At 70.5% G+C, this 15,043-nt stretch carries 16 protein-coding genes; 8 read left to right on the forward strand and 8 right to left on the reverse strand.

Annotated elements, in window-relative coordinates:
* Positions 1–6: 6 nt before the first annotated feature.
* Together ABTX78_RS11720 and dusB are read right to left on the reverse strand one after the other, a co-directional pair.
* Positions 7–276 (reverse strand): hypothetical protein, encoded by a 270-nt coding sequence (locus ABTX78_RS11720; RefSeq protein ID WP_352206631.1) that lies wholly within the window; start codon positions 274–276, stop codon positions 7–9.
* A gap of 47 nt (positions 277–323) precedes the next feature.
* On the reverse strand, positions 324–1,481 hold the full coding sequence (gene dusB / locus ABTX78_RS11725) for a tRNA dihydrouridine synthase DusB (protein WP_352206632.1): 1,158 nt from the start codon (positions 1,479–1,481) through the stop codon (positions 324–326).
* Positions 1,482–1,533: 52 nt separating this feature from the next.
* Here dusB and ABTX78_RS11730 point away from each other — a divergent pair, with 52 nt between their 5' ends.
* A complete protein-coding gene (locus ABTX78_RS11730) occupies positions 1,534–2,961 on the forward strand; it encodes an MFS transporter (RefSeq protein WP_352206633.1) in 1,428 nt (475 codons plus the stop codon).
* Positions 2,962–3,203: 242 nt separating this feature from the next.
* Here ABTX78_RS11730 and ABTX78_RS11735 read toward each other — a convergent pair whose 3' ends face one another.
* Positions 3,204–4,055 (reverse strand): helix-turn-helix transcriptional regulator, encoded by an 852-nt coding sequence (locus ABTX78_RS11735; RefSeq protein WP_352206634.1) that lies wholly within the window; start codon positions 4,053–4,055, stop codon positions 3,204–3,206.
* Positions 4,056–4,156: 101 nt separating this feature from the next.
* Between ABTX78_RS11735 and ABTX78_RS11740 the strand changes: the two genes are divergently transcribed.
* Entirely contained in the window at positions 4,157–5,593 is a 1,437-nt protein-coding gene (locus ABTX78_RS11740) for an MFS transporter (RefSeq protein WP_352206635.1), read from the forward strand.
* 131 nt (positions 5,594–5,724) lie between these two features.
* On the opposite strand, the gene ABTX78_RS11745 is transcribed toward ABTX78_RS11740, so the two are convergent.
* Positions 5,725–5,919: a DUF6243 family protein gene (locus tag ABTX78_RS11745; RefSeq protein ID WP_352206636.1), complete on the reverse strand. Its 195-nt coding sequence runs from the start codon at positions 5,917–5,919 to the stop codon at positions 5,725–5,727.
* 381 nt (positions 5,920–6,300) lie between these two features.
* On the opposite strand from ABTX78_RS11745, the gene ABTX78_RS11750 reads away from it, so the two are divergent.
* A complete protein-coding gene (locus ABTX78_RS11750; RefSeq protein WP_352206637.1) occupies positions 6,301–7,314 on the forward strand; it encodes an aldo/keto reductase in 1,014 nt (337 codons plus the stop codon).
* 38 nt (positions 7,315–7,352) lie between these two features.
* On the forward strand, positions 7,353–7,943 hold the full coding sequence (locus ABTX78_RS11755) for a TetR/AcrR family transcriptional regulator (protein WP_352206638.1): 591 nt from the start codon (positions 7,353–7,355) through the stop codon (positions 7,941–7,943).
* Positions 7,944–7,955: 12 nt separating this feature from the next.
* Here ABTX78_RS11755 and ABTX78_RS11760 read toward each other — a convergent pair whose 3' ends face one another.
* On the reverse strand, positions 7,956–8,174 hold the full coding sequence (locus ABTX78_RS11760; protein ID WP_352206639.1) for a hypothetical protein: 219 nt from the start codon (positions 8,172–8,174) through the stop codon (positions 7,956–7,958).
* Positions 8,175–8,409: 235 nt separating this feature from the next.
* Complete coding sequence (locus ABTX78_RS11765) at positions 8,410–9,795, reverse strand: glycine--tRNA ligase (protein WP_352206640.1); 1,386 nt, start codon at positions 9,793–9,795, stop codon at positions 8,410–8,412.
* Between the two features lie 207 nt (positions 9,796–10,002).
* On the opposite strand from ABTX78_RS11765, the gene ABTX78_RS11770 reads away from it, so the two are divergent.
* Genes ABTX78_RS11770 through ABTX78_RS11785 form a run of 4 tightly spaced genes read left to right on the forward strand, consistent with a single transcriptional unit; the run spans position 10,003 to position 13,156 of the window.
* A complete protein-coding gene (locus ABTX78_RS11770; RefSeq protein ID WP_352206641.1) occupies positions 10,003–10,980 on the forward strand; it encodes a metal ABC transporter substrate-binding protein in 978 nt (325 codons plus the stop codon).
* Positions 10,981–10,987: 7 nt separating this feature from the next.
* Entirely contained in the window at positions 10,988–11,767 is a 780-nt protein-coding gene (locus tag ABTX78_RS11775) for a metal ABC transporter ATP-binding protein (protein ID WP_502993858.1), read from the forward strand.
* Positions 11,768–11,769: 2 nt separating this feature from the next.
* A complete protein-coding gene (locus ABTX78_RS11780; protein WP_352206643.1) occupies positions 11,770–12,663 on the forward strand; it encodes a metal ABC transporter permease in 894 nt (297 codons plus the stop codon).
* 58 nt (positions 12,664–12,721) lie between these two features.
* A complete protein-coding gene (locus tag ABTX78_RS11785; protein WP_352206644.1) occupies positions 12,722–13,156 on the forward strand; it encodes a Fur family transcriptional regulator in 435 nt (144 codons plus the stop codon).
* Positions 13,157–13,262: 106 nt separating this feature from the next.
* On the opposite strand, the gene ABTX78_RS11790 is transcribed toward ABTX78_RS11785, so the two are convergent.
* Positions 13,263–14,108 (reverse strand): isoprenyl transferase, encoded by an 846-nt coding sequence (locus ABTX78_RS11790; RefSeq protein ID WP_352206645.1) that lies wholly within the window; start codon positions 14,106–14,108, stop codon positions 13,263–13,265.
* Between the two features lie 24 nt (positions 14,109–14,132).
* The gene (gene recO / locus ABTX78_RS11795; protein WP_313946414.1) at positions 14,133–14,879 is read right to left on the reverse strand and encodes a DNA repair protein RecO; all 747 of its coding nucleotides are present in this window, start codon (positions 14,877–14,879) and stop codon (positions 14,133–14,135) included.
* Positions 14,880–15,043: the final 164 nt, after the last annotated feature.

The raw sequence follows: 15,043 nt of genomic DNA on the forward strand, positions 1-15,043 counted from the left end.
GTTCGGTCAGCAGTCGACGGACTCCGGGGGCGCAGCGGAGCCCCCGCGGCCAACCCGCCGGTGGACGGAGCGGGTCAGTGCCTCGGAAGCGTCGGTGGCACTGAGGGACATCCCGGGACCCGGACGGGCGACCCGCATCAGATGAGCGGCCGTGTCCTGGACGGCGCGACCGACCTCGGGTGCGTCCGCCGCGCCCGGCCGGTGCCCGGCCGAGGCGGCGACCTCCTCGGCCGCCTCCCACCACAGCACCTCGGTGTCGACGGGGGGTGCCGCCACGTGGACAAAGACGGCCGCGGGACGGGCAGGTACGCCCGGCGAGCGCCTCAGCCGCCCGAGGTGTCCAGTTCCGCCTCCGCGCCGATGCCCGCGCAGTCGTAGGGGTCCTTGAGCCAGCCGTCCGGCAGGACGACCCGGTTGTTGCCCGACGTACGGCCGCGCGGGCCGTCCGCGCCCACGGGCCACGCCTGGTCGAGGTCCAGCTCGGCAAGCTGGGCGTCCAGTTCCGCCAGCGAGGAGGTGATCGCCAGCTTCTTGCGCATCTCGGAGCCGACCGCGAAGCCCTTGAGGTACCAGGCCACGTGCTTGCGGAAGTCGATGACTCCGCGTGTCTCGTCGCCGATCCACTCCCCCAGCAGCTCGGCGTGCCGCCGCATCACCGCGGCGACCTCGCGCAGGGTGGGTGCGGCGTACGAGCCCGTGCCCTCGAAGGCCGCGACCAGGTCGCCGAAGAGCCAGGGCCGGCCCAGACAGCCGCGCCCCACGACGACGCCGTCACAGCCCGTCTCGCGCACCATCCGCAGCGCGTCGTCCGCCGACCAGATGTCGCCGTTGCCGAGCACGGGGATCTCCGGGACGTGCTGCTTGAGGCGCGCGATCGCGTCCCAGTCCGCCGTACCGCCGTAGTGCTGCGCGGCCGTGCGTCCGTGCAGCGCGATCGCCGTCACGCCCTCGTCGACCGCGATCCGTCCCGCGTCGAGGAAGGTGATGTGGTCGTCGTCGATGCCCTTGCGCATCTTCATCGTCACGGGGAGGTGGCCGGCGTTGGACACCGCCTCGTGGAGGATGGCGCGCAGCAGCGGCCGCTTGTAGGGCAGCGCGGAGCCGCCGCCCTTGCGGGTCACCTTGGGCACCGGGCAGCCGAAGTTGAGGTCGATGTGGTCGGCGAGGTTCTCGTCCACGATCATGCGGACGGCCTTGCCGACGGTGACCGGGTCCACGCCGTACAGCTGGATCGACCGCGGCGTCTCGCTCGCGTCGAAGTGGATCAGCTGCATCGTCTTCTCGTTGCGCTCGACCAGCGCCCGCGTCGTGATCATCTCGCTCACGAAGAGCCCCTTGCCGCCGGAGAACTCCCGGCAGAGGGTCCGGAACGGAGCATTCGTGATGCCGGCCATGGGCGCGAGCACGACCGGCGGCTGTACGGAGTACGGGCCGATCGAGAGCTTCGCGAGGGACGCGGGAGACGGGGCGAGCGTGGTCATTCGCCCATTGTCGCGCACACCCGGAGTCGTTAGTTAACCGTACTATCGACGTATGTCCGAGCTCACATCACGACGGCGGCTGCTCATCCTGGCGATCTGCTGCATGAGCCTGCTGATCGTCTCCCTCGACAACACGATCCTCAATGTGGCGCTGCCCTCCATCAGCAAGGAGATGCACGCCTCCGTGTCCGGGATGCAGTGGACGATCGACGCGTACACGCTCGTCCTCGCGTCGCTGCTGATGCTCGCCGGTTCCACCGCCGACCGGATCGGCCGCCGCCGGGTCTTCAAGGCCGGACTCGTGATGTTCACCCTCGGCTCGCTGCTGTGCTCGATCGCCCCGAACCTCGAATCGCTGATCGCGTTCCGCATGGTCCAGGCCGTCGGCGGCTCGATGCTCAACCCGGTCGCCATGTCGATCATCACCAACACCTTCACCGACGCCCGCGAACGCGCCCGCGCCATCGGTGTGTGGGGCGGAGTCGTCGGCATCTCCATGGCCGCGGGCCCGATCGTCGGCGGGGTTCTCGTGGACACCGTCGGCTGGCGTTCGATCTTCTGGGTCAATCTGCCGGTCGGTCTGATCGCCCTGCTGCTGACCTGGCGCTACGTCCCGGAGTCCCGGGCGCCGAAGCCGCGCCGGGCCGATCCGGTCGGGCAACTGCTCGTCATCACCCTCCTCGCGTCGCTCACCTACGCGATCATCGAGTCGAGCCCCGTGTTCGCCGTGGTCGCCGCCGTCGCGCTGGCCGGTGTGCTGCTGTACGAGCCGAGGCGCCACGAACCCCTCATCGACCTGCGCTTCTTCCGCAGCGCCCCGTTCAGTGGAGCCACCGTCGTCGCGGTGTGCGCGTTCGCCTCCCTGGCCGGGTTCCTCTTCATCAACACGCTCTACCTCCAGGAGGTCCGCGGTATGTCCGCCCTGCACGCGGGGCTGTACATGCTGCCGATGGCGGGGCTCACCCTCGTCTGCGCACCCCTGTCGGGGCGCTTGGTGGCGAGCCGGGGCCCACGCCTCCCGCTGGTGATCGCGGGGATCACGATGGCCGCGAGCGGGCTGCTGTTCGCCGCCTTCGAGGCGGAGACCTCGGAGGTGCTGCTCTTCGTGGGCTTCGTCCTGTTCGGACTCGGCTTCGGCATGGTGAACGCGCCGATCACCAACACCGCGGTCGCCGGGATGCCACGCGCTCAGGCGGGTGTGGCGGCCGCCGTCGCCTCCACCAGCCGGCAGATCGGCCAGACGCTCGGCGTCGCCGTGATCGGGGCCGTGCTGGCCGCGGGCGTCTCCACGGCGACGTACGCCACGGACTTCGTCCCGGCGAGCCGGCCCGCGTGGTGGATCCTCACCGGCTGCGGTGTGTGCGTGCTGGTGGTCGGGATCCTGACGAGCGGTGCCTGGGCCCGCGGGACGGCCCGCCGGACGGCGGAACGAATGGGAGCGGCGGACCGGGAGCCGGAGCGATCGGTGGCGGATGTGTGAGGGAGTCACAGGTACTGCCGTGGCCGGCGTGCGGCGGGCCGGTCGTGACCGGTTGACGGGCCGACCGGCGCGGCCGGGCGGGGGCGTGACCCGGACGGCGGTGTGAGCCCGTCACGGATTCGCGCCGGACGGGCGGACAGCCCGACCCGCGCCGGGAGGAATCGTCGCCACCTCCACCGGTACGCGCGGGGCGGCCGCGCGGCCGACTCCGCACCCGCCCCGTGGCACCGGACGATGGCTCGTCAGACCCCGGCGGACGCCAGGGCCTGGAGCTTCTCCAGCCGTTCACGGGACACCTCGTCCAGCGGGACGTACGTCACCAGCCGAGGGCCCGCCTTCGGGCCGAGCCACATGTTGTTGTGCTCCAGGTGCAGCAGACCCACGTGCGCGTTGTCGATGTACTTCGTCTTGCCGCCCTGGCCGACCACCTCGTGCCGTGCCCACACCTCGCGGAACTCCTGCGACGACTCCAGCCGTGCCAGCAGCGCCTTCCACGCCGGTTCGGCCAGATGCTCCGCCATCGATGCCCGGAACTTCGCCGCCATCATCCGGTTCGACGCCGCGAGGTCGACGACCGCCGACCGCCAGTCCTCGTTGGAGAAGGCCAGCACCATGCAGTTGCGGTCCTCCGGCGGCAGCGCGTCGAGATCGCACAGCAGCCGCCCGTAGGTGCGGTTGTGGGCGAGGATGTCGTACCGGCTGTTCTGGATGCACGCCGGAATCGGTTCCAGCTGCTCCAGCAGCATTCGCAGCCCCGGGGTGACCGTGGGGCAGGGCGTGCCGGGCGCCGGGTCGGCGGCGCCCGCCAGCGCGAACAGATGGCTGCGCTCGCTGGAGTCGAGATGCAACGCCCGTGCGATCGCGTCGAGCACCTGGGGCGACACCTGGATGTCCCTCGCCTGCTCCAGCCACGTGTACCAGGTGACGCCCACGGCCGAGAGCTGGGCGACCTCCTCGCGGCGCAGCCCGGGCGTGCGCCTGCGGCGCCCGCGCGGCAGGCCCACCTGCTCGGGGGTGATCCGCTCACGACGGCTGCGCAGAAAGCCCGCGAGCTCGTGCCGTCGTACGTCGGACTCCTGCGCCATCGTCGTCATACCCCCAGGGTGCCGAACGGCTCAGACCATTGCCAGGTAGTGCTTGTACCAGGATAAGGACACTCTGGTACCAGGCTGCGAGTCGGAGGATCTTCGGATCCGTGAGTGAGACACGTGTCCTTTCCCCCGTATCCGCCCGCGCCTCCGCCGACGACGGTCCGGTGCTCGGCCCGCTCGGGCTTTTCACCCTTCTTGTCGGCGCGGCGCTTCCGCTGATCGACTTCTTCATCGTCAATGTCGCCCTGCCGACCATCGACCACGATCTCGCCGCGGGTCCCGCGATGCTGGAACTCGTCGTCGCCGGCTACGGGCTCTCGTACGCCGTTCTGCTCGTCCTCGGCGGACGGCTCGGTGACCAGTACGGGCGCCGCCGCCTCTTCCTCGTCGGGATGGCGGCCTTCGGACTGACCTCACTCGCCTGTGGTCTCGCGCCGGACGCCTGGACCCTCGTGGGCGCACGGGTGGCCCAGGGCGCTGCCGCCGCGCTGATGCTGTCGCAGGTGCTGGCCACGATCCAGGCGTCGACCTCCGGGCACCGCAGAGCTCGGGCCATGAGCCTTTACGGAGCCACCGCCGGACTCTCGATGGTGGCCGGACAGATCGTGGGCGGCGTGCTCGTCGCGGCCGACATCGCGGGCAGCGGCTGGCGGGCGATCTTCCTGGTGAACGTGCCGGTCGCGCTGGCCGGCCTGGTCCTGGCGACCCGCTCGGTCCCCGCCACCCGGTCGAAGGACCCGGCACCCGTCGATCTGCCGGGCACGCTTCTGCTGACCGTCGCCCTGCTGGCGCTGCTGGCTCCGCTGACGGAGGGCCGGGCCGCCGGCTGGCCGCTGTGGACGTGGCTCGCGCTCGGCGCCTTCCCGGTCGCCGCGGCGGCGTTCTGGTGGGCGGAACAGCGCTCGGACCGCCGCGGCCGCACGCCCCTGGTGCCGCCGAGCCTGTTCGGCCGGCCATCGCTGCGCCGCGGGCTCGCGATGCTGCTGCCGTTCTCGATCGGCTTCGGCGGCTTCATGTTCGTCATCGCGGTGGCGCTCCAGCAGGGCCTCGGCGCGGGCACGGTCGCGTCCGGGCTGACACTGGTGCCGATGGCCGTCGCCTTCTTCGTGGCGTCGCTCGCCGGGCCGCGGCTGGTGGCCCGCCACGGCACGCGGATCGTCACGGCGGGCGGCGTCCTCCAGGGCCTCGGTGTCACGGTCCTCGCGGTGACCGTGTGGCACGACTGGTCGCAGCTGGCGCTGTGGCAGCTGGCTCCCGGTCTCGCCCTCGCCGGCTTCGGCCAGGGGCTCCAACTGCCCGTGCTGTTCCGCGTGGTGCTCTCCGACGTGCCGAACGAGAAGGCGGGCGTGGGCAGCGGGGTGATGGTGACGACCCAGCAGTCCGCGCTGGCCCTGGGCGTGGCCACGCTGGGCACGCTCTTCCTGTCGCTGACGGAGAGCTCGGGCGCCGGCCGGGCGCTGACGGTGACCCTGCTGGTGTGGCTGGGCGTGATCGCGCTGACCGTGCTGCTGAGCCTGCGACTGCCGCGCGCCCTGACCTGACCCCCGACCTGAGCGGTGCGGGGTGAACCCGAACCGGGGCTTGGGGCGGCTTGCGGGGCTGCGGGTGCGCCGGGGCCGGACATGCCCGTGGGCCCGGACCGCCTGTGCGGTCCGGGCCCACGGCACTGCGTCTACTTGTCCTGCTCCTCCTGCGGAGCGTCGGTGCCATCGGCACGCTCCCGCATCTTCCGCAGCAGCTCGGCCTTCTGCTCGGCGGCCGTCTGCCGGTCGGCGTTGCGCGTGGGTCCGTTGGCCTGCTGTTCGGCGCGGGACAGCTTGCGTCGCTGTCCGCCGACTCCGAGAAGGTTGTTCCGGCTCTTGGCCATGGGGTTCTCCCATTCGTGGTGAGAAGTGACTTCGGAAACGTCAGATGGGGGGCGGGTCGGGCCGCCGCCCTCTCACTCGTAGATCTGGAAGAACGAAGACATGGGGGAGACGGTACCCCCTGGCGAGAGGCCGGTCATCCGATTTCGGGGCAGCGTGGCACACCGCGGCGCGCCGGAAGCCCACCGGAGCACCGATCGGAGCACCGTCCTGAACACCGCCGCAGCCCTCCGAACCACCGCCGGACACCCCCAGCCCCGGGCGGCCCTCCGGACAAGTATCGAATGACAGATATTGAAATCTGTCATTCGTTATGTCATGGTGGTGTTGTCAGCACGGCATCTTCCGCGTTCTCTTCTCACGCGACCTTCAAGGAGCCCCTCATGACCACCCCCGCTCCCCGCCCCCTCGGCACCACGGGCCCGCTGGTCTCCCCTCTCGGCCTCGGCTGCATGGGCATGTCCGCGATGTACGGCGAGACCGACCGCGCCGAGTCCATCGCCACCGTCCACGCCGCCCTCGACGCCGGCATCACCCTGCTCGACACCGGCGACTTCTACGGCATGGGACACAACGAACTGCTCGTCAACGAGGCCCTGCGCAGCGCGCCTTCCGCCGCCCGCGAGAAGGCGCTCGTCAGCGTCAAGTTCGGTGCGCTGCGCGACGCCGACGGCGGCTGGTCCGGGGTCGACGGACGGCCTGCCGCGGTGAAGAACTTCGCCGCGTACTCCCTGCAGCGCCTCGGCCGGGACCACATCGACATCTACCGGATCGCCCGCCTCGACCCCGACGTCCCGATCGAGGAGACCGTCGGCGCCATCGCCGAACTGATCGAGGCGGGCCATGTGCGCCATGTCGGTCTGTCCGAGGTCGGTGCCGCGACCGTCCGGCGGGCCGCCTCGGTGGTCCCGATCGCGGATCTGCAGATCGAGTACTCCTTGATCTCGCGCGGCATCGAGGGCGAGATCCTGCCCACGTCGCGGGAGCTGGGCATCGGCATCACCGCGTACGGCGTGCTCTCCCGCGGGCTGATCAGCGGCCACTTCTCGCGCGACCGCGAGCTGCCGCCGGGCGACTTCCGGGGCATGGGCCCGCGCTTCCAGGGTGACAACCTTCAGCACAATCTCGACCTCGTGGAGCAGCTGCGGAAGGTCGCCGAGCAGAAGGGCATCACGGTCGCGCAGACCGCGATCGCCTGGGTGCTCTCCCGCGGCGAGGACATCGTGCCGCTGGTCGGCGCCCGCCGCCGGGACCGGCTCAGCGAGGCGCTCGGCGCGCTCGACGTCACACTCGACGCCGGTGAGCTCGCGGCCATCGAGGAGGCCGTCCCGGCGGGAGCGGCCGCCGGCGCGCGCTACCCCGAGGCGCAGATGGCCCACCTGGACAGCGAGCACTGACTCCGGCACCGGGGAACCGGCCGGGTACCGTCGACACCATGCCGACGAGCGAGACCCTGACGACCGAGCGCATCCTGGAAGCCACCGAGGACGTGCTGCGCCGCTACGGCCCGGCGAAGGCCACGGTCGTCGACGTCGCGCGGCTGCTGGGCGTGAGCCACGGCAGTGTGTACCGCCACTTCCGTACGAAGGCGGCGCTGCGCGAGGCCGTGACGGCACGCTGGCTCGGCCGTACGGAGGACCTGCTCACAGAGATCACCCAGGCCCCGGCGCCGTCGGCCGGGGAGAAGCTGCGGCGCTGGCTTTCGGCGCTCTTCGAGGCCAAACGTCACAAGGCCGGCGACGATCCCGAACTCTTCGCCACCTACAGCGCGCTGATCACCGAGAGCGGCAGCGACGTGGTGGACCGGCATCTGGCAGTGCTGGCGGGCCAGCTCACCCGCATCATCGAAGAGGGCGTGGCGGCGGGCGAGTTCACGGCGCCGTCGCCCGCGTCGGCGGCGCAGGCGGTGTTCGTCGCGACTGCCCGCTTCCACGACCCCGTGCACGCGCCGGAGTGGCGCAGGCCGGCCATCGAGGACGAATTCCGCGCGGTGTGCGACCTGTTGCTGCGGGGACTGCGTTCCTGAGCCCGGCGGAGGTCAGGCCGGACGCGCGCTCGTCGAAGGGTCGACGGTCGCCTGATGAGCCTCGGCGAGGTGCTCCTCGGCCTTGAGCCAGGGCAGGAACTGCGCACCCTTGCGCCAGCCGCAGGTGTCACAGGTGAGCATCCGCTGCATGCCCGATTTCGCTACGTGCACGACGTGTTCGCGGCCGTGCTGGTCCCATCTGCTGACCTTGCTGGTGGTCGTGGACGGCATGGTGTCCTCTCCCGGATGACGAGTGCGCCCCAGTGTGCAGTACGGACAACATCAACAGGGGACCCTTGTCGCTCTGTTGCCCCGTACGTCGACAACCAGGCGCCCATGCGCCACCTTTCGGCCGGGCGAAGCCGTACGGACACGGCCGTGCTCGCGCGCAGAAGGGACCCGGGCACACACGCGAAGGCCGGCCGGGCTGCACGCCCGGCCGGCCTTCGGTGATCCGACGGATACGTCAGCAGCCGAGGAGCCGCGCGCCGAGGTAGGACTGGATCTGGTCGAGGGAGACACGTTCCTGCGTCATCGTGTCGCGCTCGCGCACGGTGACCGCGTTGTCGTCGAGGGTGTCGAAGTCGACGGTGACGCAGAACGGGGTGCCGATCTCGTCCTGACGGCGGTAGCGGCGGCCGATGGCGCCGGCGTCGTCGAACTCGATGTTCCAGTTCTTGCGCAGGTCCGCGGCGAGACCCTTGGCCTTCGGCGACAGCTGCGGGTTGCGGGAGAGCGGCAGGACGGCGACCTTGACCGGGGCGAGACGCGGGTCGAGGCGCATCACGGTGCGCTTCTCCATGACGCCCTTGGCGTTCGGGGCCTCGTCCTCGTTGTACGCGTCCAGCAGGAAGGCCAGCATCGCCCGGCCGACACCGGCCGCGGGCTCGATGACGTACGGGGTCCAGCGCTCGCCGGCCTCCTGGTCGAAGAACGACAGGTCGTGGCCGGAGGCCTTGGAGTGCGCCGAGAGGTCGTAGTCGGTGCGGTTGGCGACGCCCTCGAGCTCGCCCCACTCGCTGCCGCCGAAGCTGAAGCGGTACTCGATGTCCGCGGTGCGCTTGGAGTAGTGGGAGAGCTTCTCCTGCGGGTGCTCGAACCAGCGCATGTTCTCCTCACGGAGACCCAGGCCGGTGTACCAGTTCCAGCGCTGCTCCATCCAGTATTCCTGCCACTGCTCGTCCTCGCCGGGCTTGACGAAGAACTCCATCTCCATCTGCTCGAACTCGCGGGTGCGGAAGATGAAGTTGCCCGGAGTGATCTCGTTCCGGAAGGACTTGCCCATCTGCGCGATGCCGAACGGCGGCTTCTTGCGCGACGTCTGCTGCACCTGGCCGAAGTTGGTGAAGATGCCCTGGGCGGTCTCGGGACGCAGGTACGCGACCGAGCCCGAGTCCTGGGTCGGGCCGAGGTGCGTGGAGAGCAGGCCGGAGAACTGCTTGGGGTCGGTGAAGGTGCCCTTGTTGCCGCAGTTGGGGCAGTTGAGATCGGCGAGACCGTTCTCCGGGGCCCGGCCGTTGTGCTTCTCCTCGTACGCCTCGATGAGGTGGTCGGCGCGGTAGCGCTTGTGACAGGAGGTGCACTCGGTCAGCGGGTCGGTGAAGGTGGCGACGTGGCCGGAGGCTTCCCAGACCTCGGGGGCCAAAATCACCGACGAGTCGATTCCGACGACGTCCTCGCGCGAGGTGACCATGTAGCGCCACCACTGGCGCTTGAGGTTCTCCTTCAGCTCGACGCCCAGCGGCCCGTAGTCCCAGGCGGCTCGCTGGCCGCCGTAGATCTCGCTGCACGGATAGACGAAGCCACGGCGCTTGCTGAGGCTGACGATGGTGTCGATCTTGTCGGCGGCCACGGTGCTCTCTTCATTAACGACGACGAATGTATGGGGGGCGCGAAGCGCTTCAAACTGGGGGGCGGCGGTCGGGAGACGGGCGGGCGAATGCTTCAGGTTACCGGCGGGCGCACCCCTCCAATCAAATCGGTGGGGGTCCGGCCGGCCCGAGGTGGCACTCAGCAGCTTTGTTGACAATCGTTTCCAGTTTTGTTGAAAATGACACTCATGAACGCACTCCGCCTGATACCCGCCACCGTCACCGCCGGAGCCGTCGCTCTCGGCCTCATGGCCGTGTCCGCCTGCTCGACCTCCGACGCCGCGGACGGCAAGGACGCCGGCGGCAAGCTCAAGGTGGTGACGTCGTTCTACCCCATGCAGTACCTGGCCGAGCAGATCGGCGGCAGCCATGTCGCCGTCTCCACTCTCACCCCGCCCGGCATCGAGCCGCACGACCTGGAGCTCAAGCCCCGCCAGACCGCCGAGCTGGGCGAAGCCGACTACGTCCTGTACCTCAAGGGCATCCAGCCCGCCGTCGACAAGGCCATCGACCAGTCCGGGGCGAAGAGCAAGGTCGATGCCGCCACGCTGACCGAGCTGGAGCACCACGGCACCGAGGGCGGCCACGGCCACGAGGGCGAAGAGACGCACGACGAGCACGCCCACGAGGCGGAGGGCGAGGCGGGCGCCGACCCCCACATCTGGCTCGACCCCGTGAAGTACGCCGAGGTCGCCAAGGGCGTCGGGACATCCCTGGAGAAGGCCGACCCCAACAACGCCGCGGACTACCGCAAGAACACCACCGCGCTGGTCACCAAGCTCAACGGTCTGAACACCGCCTTCCAGCAGGGCCTGAAGAACACCACCACGAAGACCTTCATCACCACGCACTCCGCCTTCGGCTACCTCGCCGAGCGCTACGGCCTGGACCAGGAGGGCATCGCCGGCCTCGACCCCGAGTCCGAGCCGAGCCCGGCCCGCGTCAAGGAGCTCCAGACCCTGGCGAAGAAGGAGAAGGTCACCACCGTCTTCTTCGAGACGCTCGCCAGTGACAAGACCGCGAAGACCCTCGCCCAGGACACCGGGCTGAAGACGGACGTCCTCGACCCGCTCGAGGGAATCACCGACAAGTCCCAGGGCGATGACTACATCGGCGTGATGCAGTCCAACCTCGCCGCGCTGCAGAAGGCTCTCGGCGCGAAGTGACACACCCATCCGTATCGGAGGCCCCGTGAGCGAGCCCGTCATATCCCTCCGCGGGGCCCAGGCCTCGCTCGGCTCACGCCCCGTGCTGCGCGGCGTCGACCTCACCGTGAAACGCGGTGAGGTCGTCGCGCTGCTCGGCGCGAACGGCTCGGGCAAGTCGACCGCCGTACGCAGCGTGATCGGCCAGGTACCGCTCACGAGCGGCACGATCACCCTGTTCGGCACCGAGCTGCGCCGCTTCCGCCAGTGGTCGCGCATCGGTTATGTGCCGCAGCGCACCACGGCTGCGAGCGGTGTGCCCGCGACCGTGCGCGAGGTCGTCTCCTCGGGACGGCTCTCCCGTGCGCGTCTCGGTCTGCTCTCGCGGGCCGACCGCGCGGCCGTGGACCGCGCCATCGAACTGGTCGGCCTGACCGACCGGTCCAGGGACTCGGTGAACGCCCTGTCCGGCGGGCAGCACCAGCGGGTCCTGATCGCCCGCGCCCTCGCCGGCGAACCCGAACTGCTGATCATGGACGAGCCGATGGCGGGCGTGGACCTGGTCAGCCAGGAGATCCTCGCCGGGACGCTGCGCGAGCAGGTGGCCGCGGGGACGACCGTGCTGCTCGTCCTGCACGAGCTGGGCGCGCTGGAGCCGCTCATCGACCGGGCGGTGGTGCTGCGGGACGGCTGCGTCGTCCACGACGGACCGCCGCCCCAGGCCGTGGGCCAGCACGCACTGCCCGGCCACGACCACGTACATCCGCACGCGGCCGACGAGCCGCTCCGCACGGGACTGCTGACCTGATCATGGAAATCCTCGAGACCGCCTTCATGCAGCGCGCGCTCCTCGCGGCCCTGCTGGTCGGCATCACCGCGCCCGCCGTCGGCATCTATCTGGTGCAGCGCCGGCAGGCGCTGCTGGGCGACGGCATCGGCCATGTGGCGATGACCGGCGTCGGCCTCGGCTTCCTGCTGTCCACCAACCCGGTGTGGATGGCGACGGTCGTCTCCGTGGCCGGCGCGATCGCGATGGAGCTGATCCGGGCGTACGGACGCACCCGCGGCGACATCGCGCTGGCGATGCTCTTCTACGGCGGCATGGCGGGCGGCGTCCTGCTGATCAACGTCTCGGACACCGGCTCGACGGCCAATCTGAGCTCGTTCCTCTTCGGCTCGCTGTCCACGGTGTCCGACCAGGACCTCACGGCGATCTGTGTGCTCGCCGCGTTCGTGGTGCTCGTCTCCCTGGGCCTGCGGCGCCAGTTGTTCGCGGTCAGCCAGGACGAGGAGTTCGCCCGGGTGACGGGGCTGCCGGTACGGGCGCTGAACCTGCTGATCGCGGTCACCGCGGCGGTGACGGTCTCGGTGGCGATGCGCGTGGTGGGCCTTCTGCTGGTCAGCGCGCTGATGGTGGTGCCGGTGGCGGCGGCGCAGCAGATCTCGCGCTCGTTCCGGGCGACATTCGCCCTCGCGGTCGGGATCGGTGTCGCGGTCGCCCTGGCCGGGACGACCACGTCGTACTACCAGGACGTCCCGCCGGGAGCGACGATCGTCCTGCTCGCCATCGCGGTCTTCATCACGCTGACCGTGCTGGCAACGCCGCTGGCCAGACGGCGTGCCCGGGCGGTCGAGGCGGCCTCGGCGGAGTGCACCGCGGACCTGCCCGGCAGCCGCCGTCCGGGCGACGACGTCAAGGTCTGACCGCGGGCCTGGCAGAATTGGGCCCGACAGCATGTGCGGGCGAAGCGAGGAGGCACCTGTGGTGACGGCGCCAACCGGCGGGAACCCCGCCCCAGTGCGAGGCCGGTCGACCCGGCAGCGTGCCGCGGTGGCGGCGGCGCTCGACGAGGTGGACGAGTTCCGCAGTGCGCAGGAGCTTCACGACATGCTCAAGCACCGCGGCGATTCGGTCGGTCTGACCACGGTCTACCGGACCCTTCAGTCGCTGGCGGACGCCGGCGAGGTGGATGTCCTGCGCACCAGCGACGGCGAGTCGGTCTACCGGCGCTGCTCGACGGACGACCACCACCATCACCTGGTGTGCCGGGTGTGCGGCAAGGCGGTGGAGGTCGAGGGGCCCGCGGTCGAGCAGTGGGCCGAGACGATCGCCGCGCAGCACGGCTATGTGAACGTGGCGCACACCGTCGAGATCTTCGGCACCTGCGCGGAGTGCGCTGCGGCGCCCGTGGCGTGACCGCGCGGCCGGTTCCGGGGGCCCGTGCCCCCGGAACGGGCCGTCAGCGGTCGTCCGGCGCTCGGCACCGGTCAGGCGGTCGTAGCGGGACGGCGACCCGGGCCGGTCAAGCGGTCGTGCCCTCGGGGCGGCCGCGCATCGCTTCCAGCTCCTCGTTCGGGATGGCACCGCCGAAGCGGCGGTCCCGCTGGGCGTACTCCAGGCAGGCACGCCACAGGTCACGCCGGTCGAAGTCGGGCCACAGCACGTCCTGGAAGACCATCTCGGCGTAACTGCTCTGCCAGATCAGGTAGTTCGAGGTGCGCTGCTCGCCGCTCGGCCGCAGGAACAGGTCGACGTCCGGCATGTCCGGGTAGTACAGGTACTTCTGGAACGTCTTCTCGTTCACCTTCGACGGGTCCAGCTTGCCCGCCGCCACATCGCGCGCGATGCCCTGCGCGGCGTCCGCGAGCTCGGCCCGGCCGCCGTAGTTCACGCAGAAGTACAGCGTCATCGCGTCGTTGTCCTTGGTCTGCTCCTGGGCGATCTGGAGCTCCTGGACGACCGACTTCCACATCTTCGGCATCCGGCCGACCCAGCGGATACGGATGCCGAGTTCGTCCATCTCGTCACGGCGGCGGCGGATGACGTCACGGTTGAAGTTCATGAGGAAGCGCACCTCGTCGGGCGAGCGCTTCCAGTTCTCGGTGGAGAAGGCGTACAAGGACAGGTTCTTCACCCCCATCTCCAGGCAGCCCTTGAGCACGTCCAGCACGACGGCCTCGCCGACCTTGTGGCCCTCGGTGCGGGGCAGGCCGCGCTCCTTGGCCCAGCGGCCGTTGCCGTCCATCACACAGGCCACATGGGCCGGCACCAGCTCGCCCGGGATCTTCGGCGGGCGGGCGCCGGAGGGGTGCGGCTCGGGGACCTTGTACTCGCGGCGGGACCGGCCCAGGATTCCGCGTCGTGCCATGCGGCTCACATCTCCTATTTTCTGCTACTTCTCGACGTACCGGAGGGAGCGCAGTCCGCGCTCCAGGTGCCAGTGCAGGTAGGCGGACACCAGTCCGCTGCCCTCCCTGACGTGGCGCGCCTCGCACGCGTCCGCCGTGGGCCAGTCGCCGGTCAGCAGCGCGCTGAGCAGTGCGATGGCCTCCGCAGAGGGTACGACGCTGCCGGGCACCCGGCAGTCGCCGCATATGACGCCGCCCGCGGCCACGGAGAAGAAGCGGTTCGGCCCGTGGAGGCCGCACTTCGCGCAGTCGTCGAAGCTGGGCGCGTAGCCGTTGACGGCGAGGGAGCGCAGCAGGAAGGCGTCGAGGATGAGGTGGGGGGCGTGCTCGCCGCGGGCGAGGGTGCGCAATCCGCCGACGAGGAGCAGGTACTGCTGGACGGCCGGCTCGCCCTCGTGATCGGTGAACCGCTCGGCGGTCTCCAGCATGGCGGTGCCCGCGGTGTAGCGGGCGTAGTCGGAGACGATGCCGCCGCCGTAGGGGGCGATGGTCTCGCTCTGGGTGCACAGCGGCAGCCCGCGCCCGACGAGTTCGCTGCCGCGGGCGAAGAACTGCACGTCGACGTGCGAGAAGGGTTCGAGCCGCGCGCCGAACTTCGACTTGGTCCGCCGAACCCCGCGGGCGACGGCCCGCACGCGCCCGTGCCCCCGCGTGAGCAACGTGATGATGCGGTCGGCTTCGCCCAGCTTCTGGGTGCGCAGCACGACACCGTCGTCACGGAACAGACTCACCGCGCCTCGCCCCACTTCTGGGTGCGCAGCACGACACCGTCGTCACGGAACAGGCTCATGCGCTCCATTCTCCCGTACGCCGTCCTCTCCGCGGCCCGCAGGGCCGAACCCGTGGGGTACCGGGCCCCGGGGGCCGCCGGGTCGGCGCGGGGCGCGCCGGGGAG

Source organism: Streptomyces sp. NPDC096193 (genome assembly GCF_040302905.1).
Classification (GTDB): Bacteria; Actinomycetota; Actinomycetes; order Streptomycetales; family Streptomycetaceae; genus Streptomyces.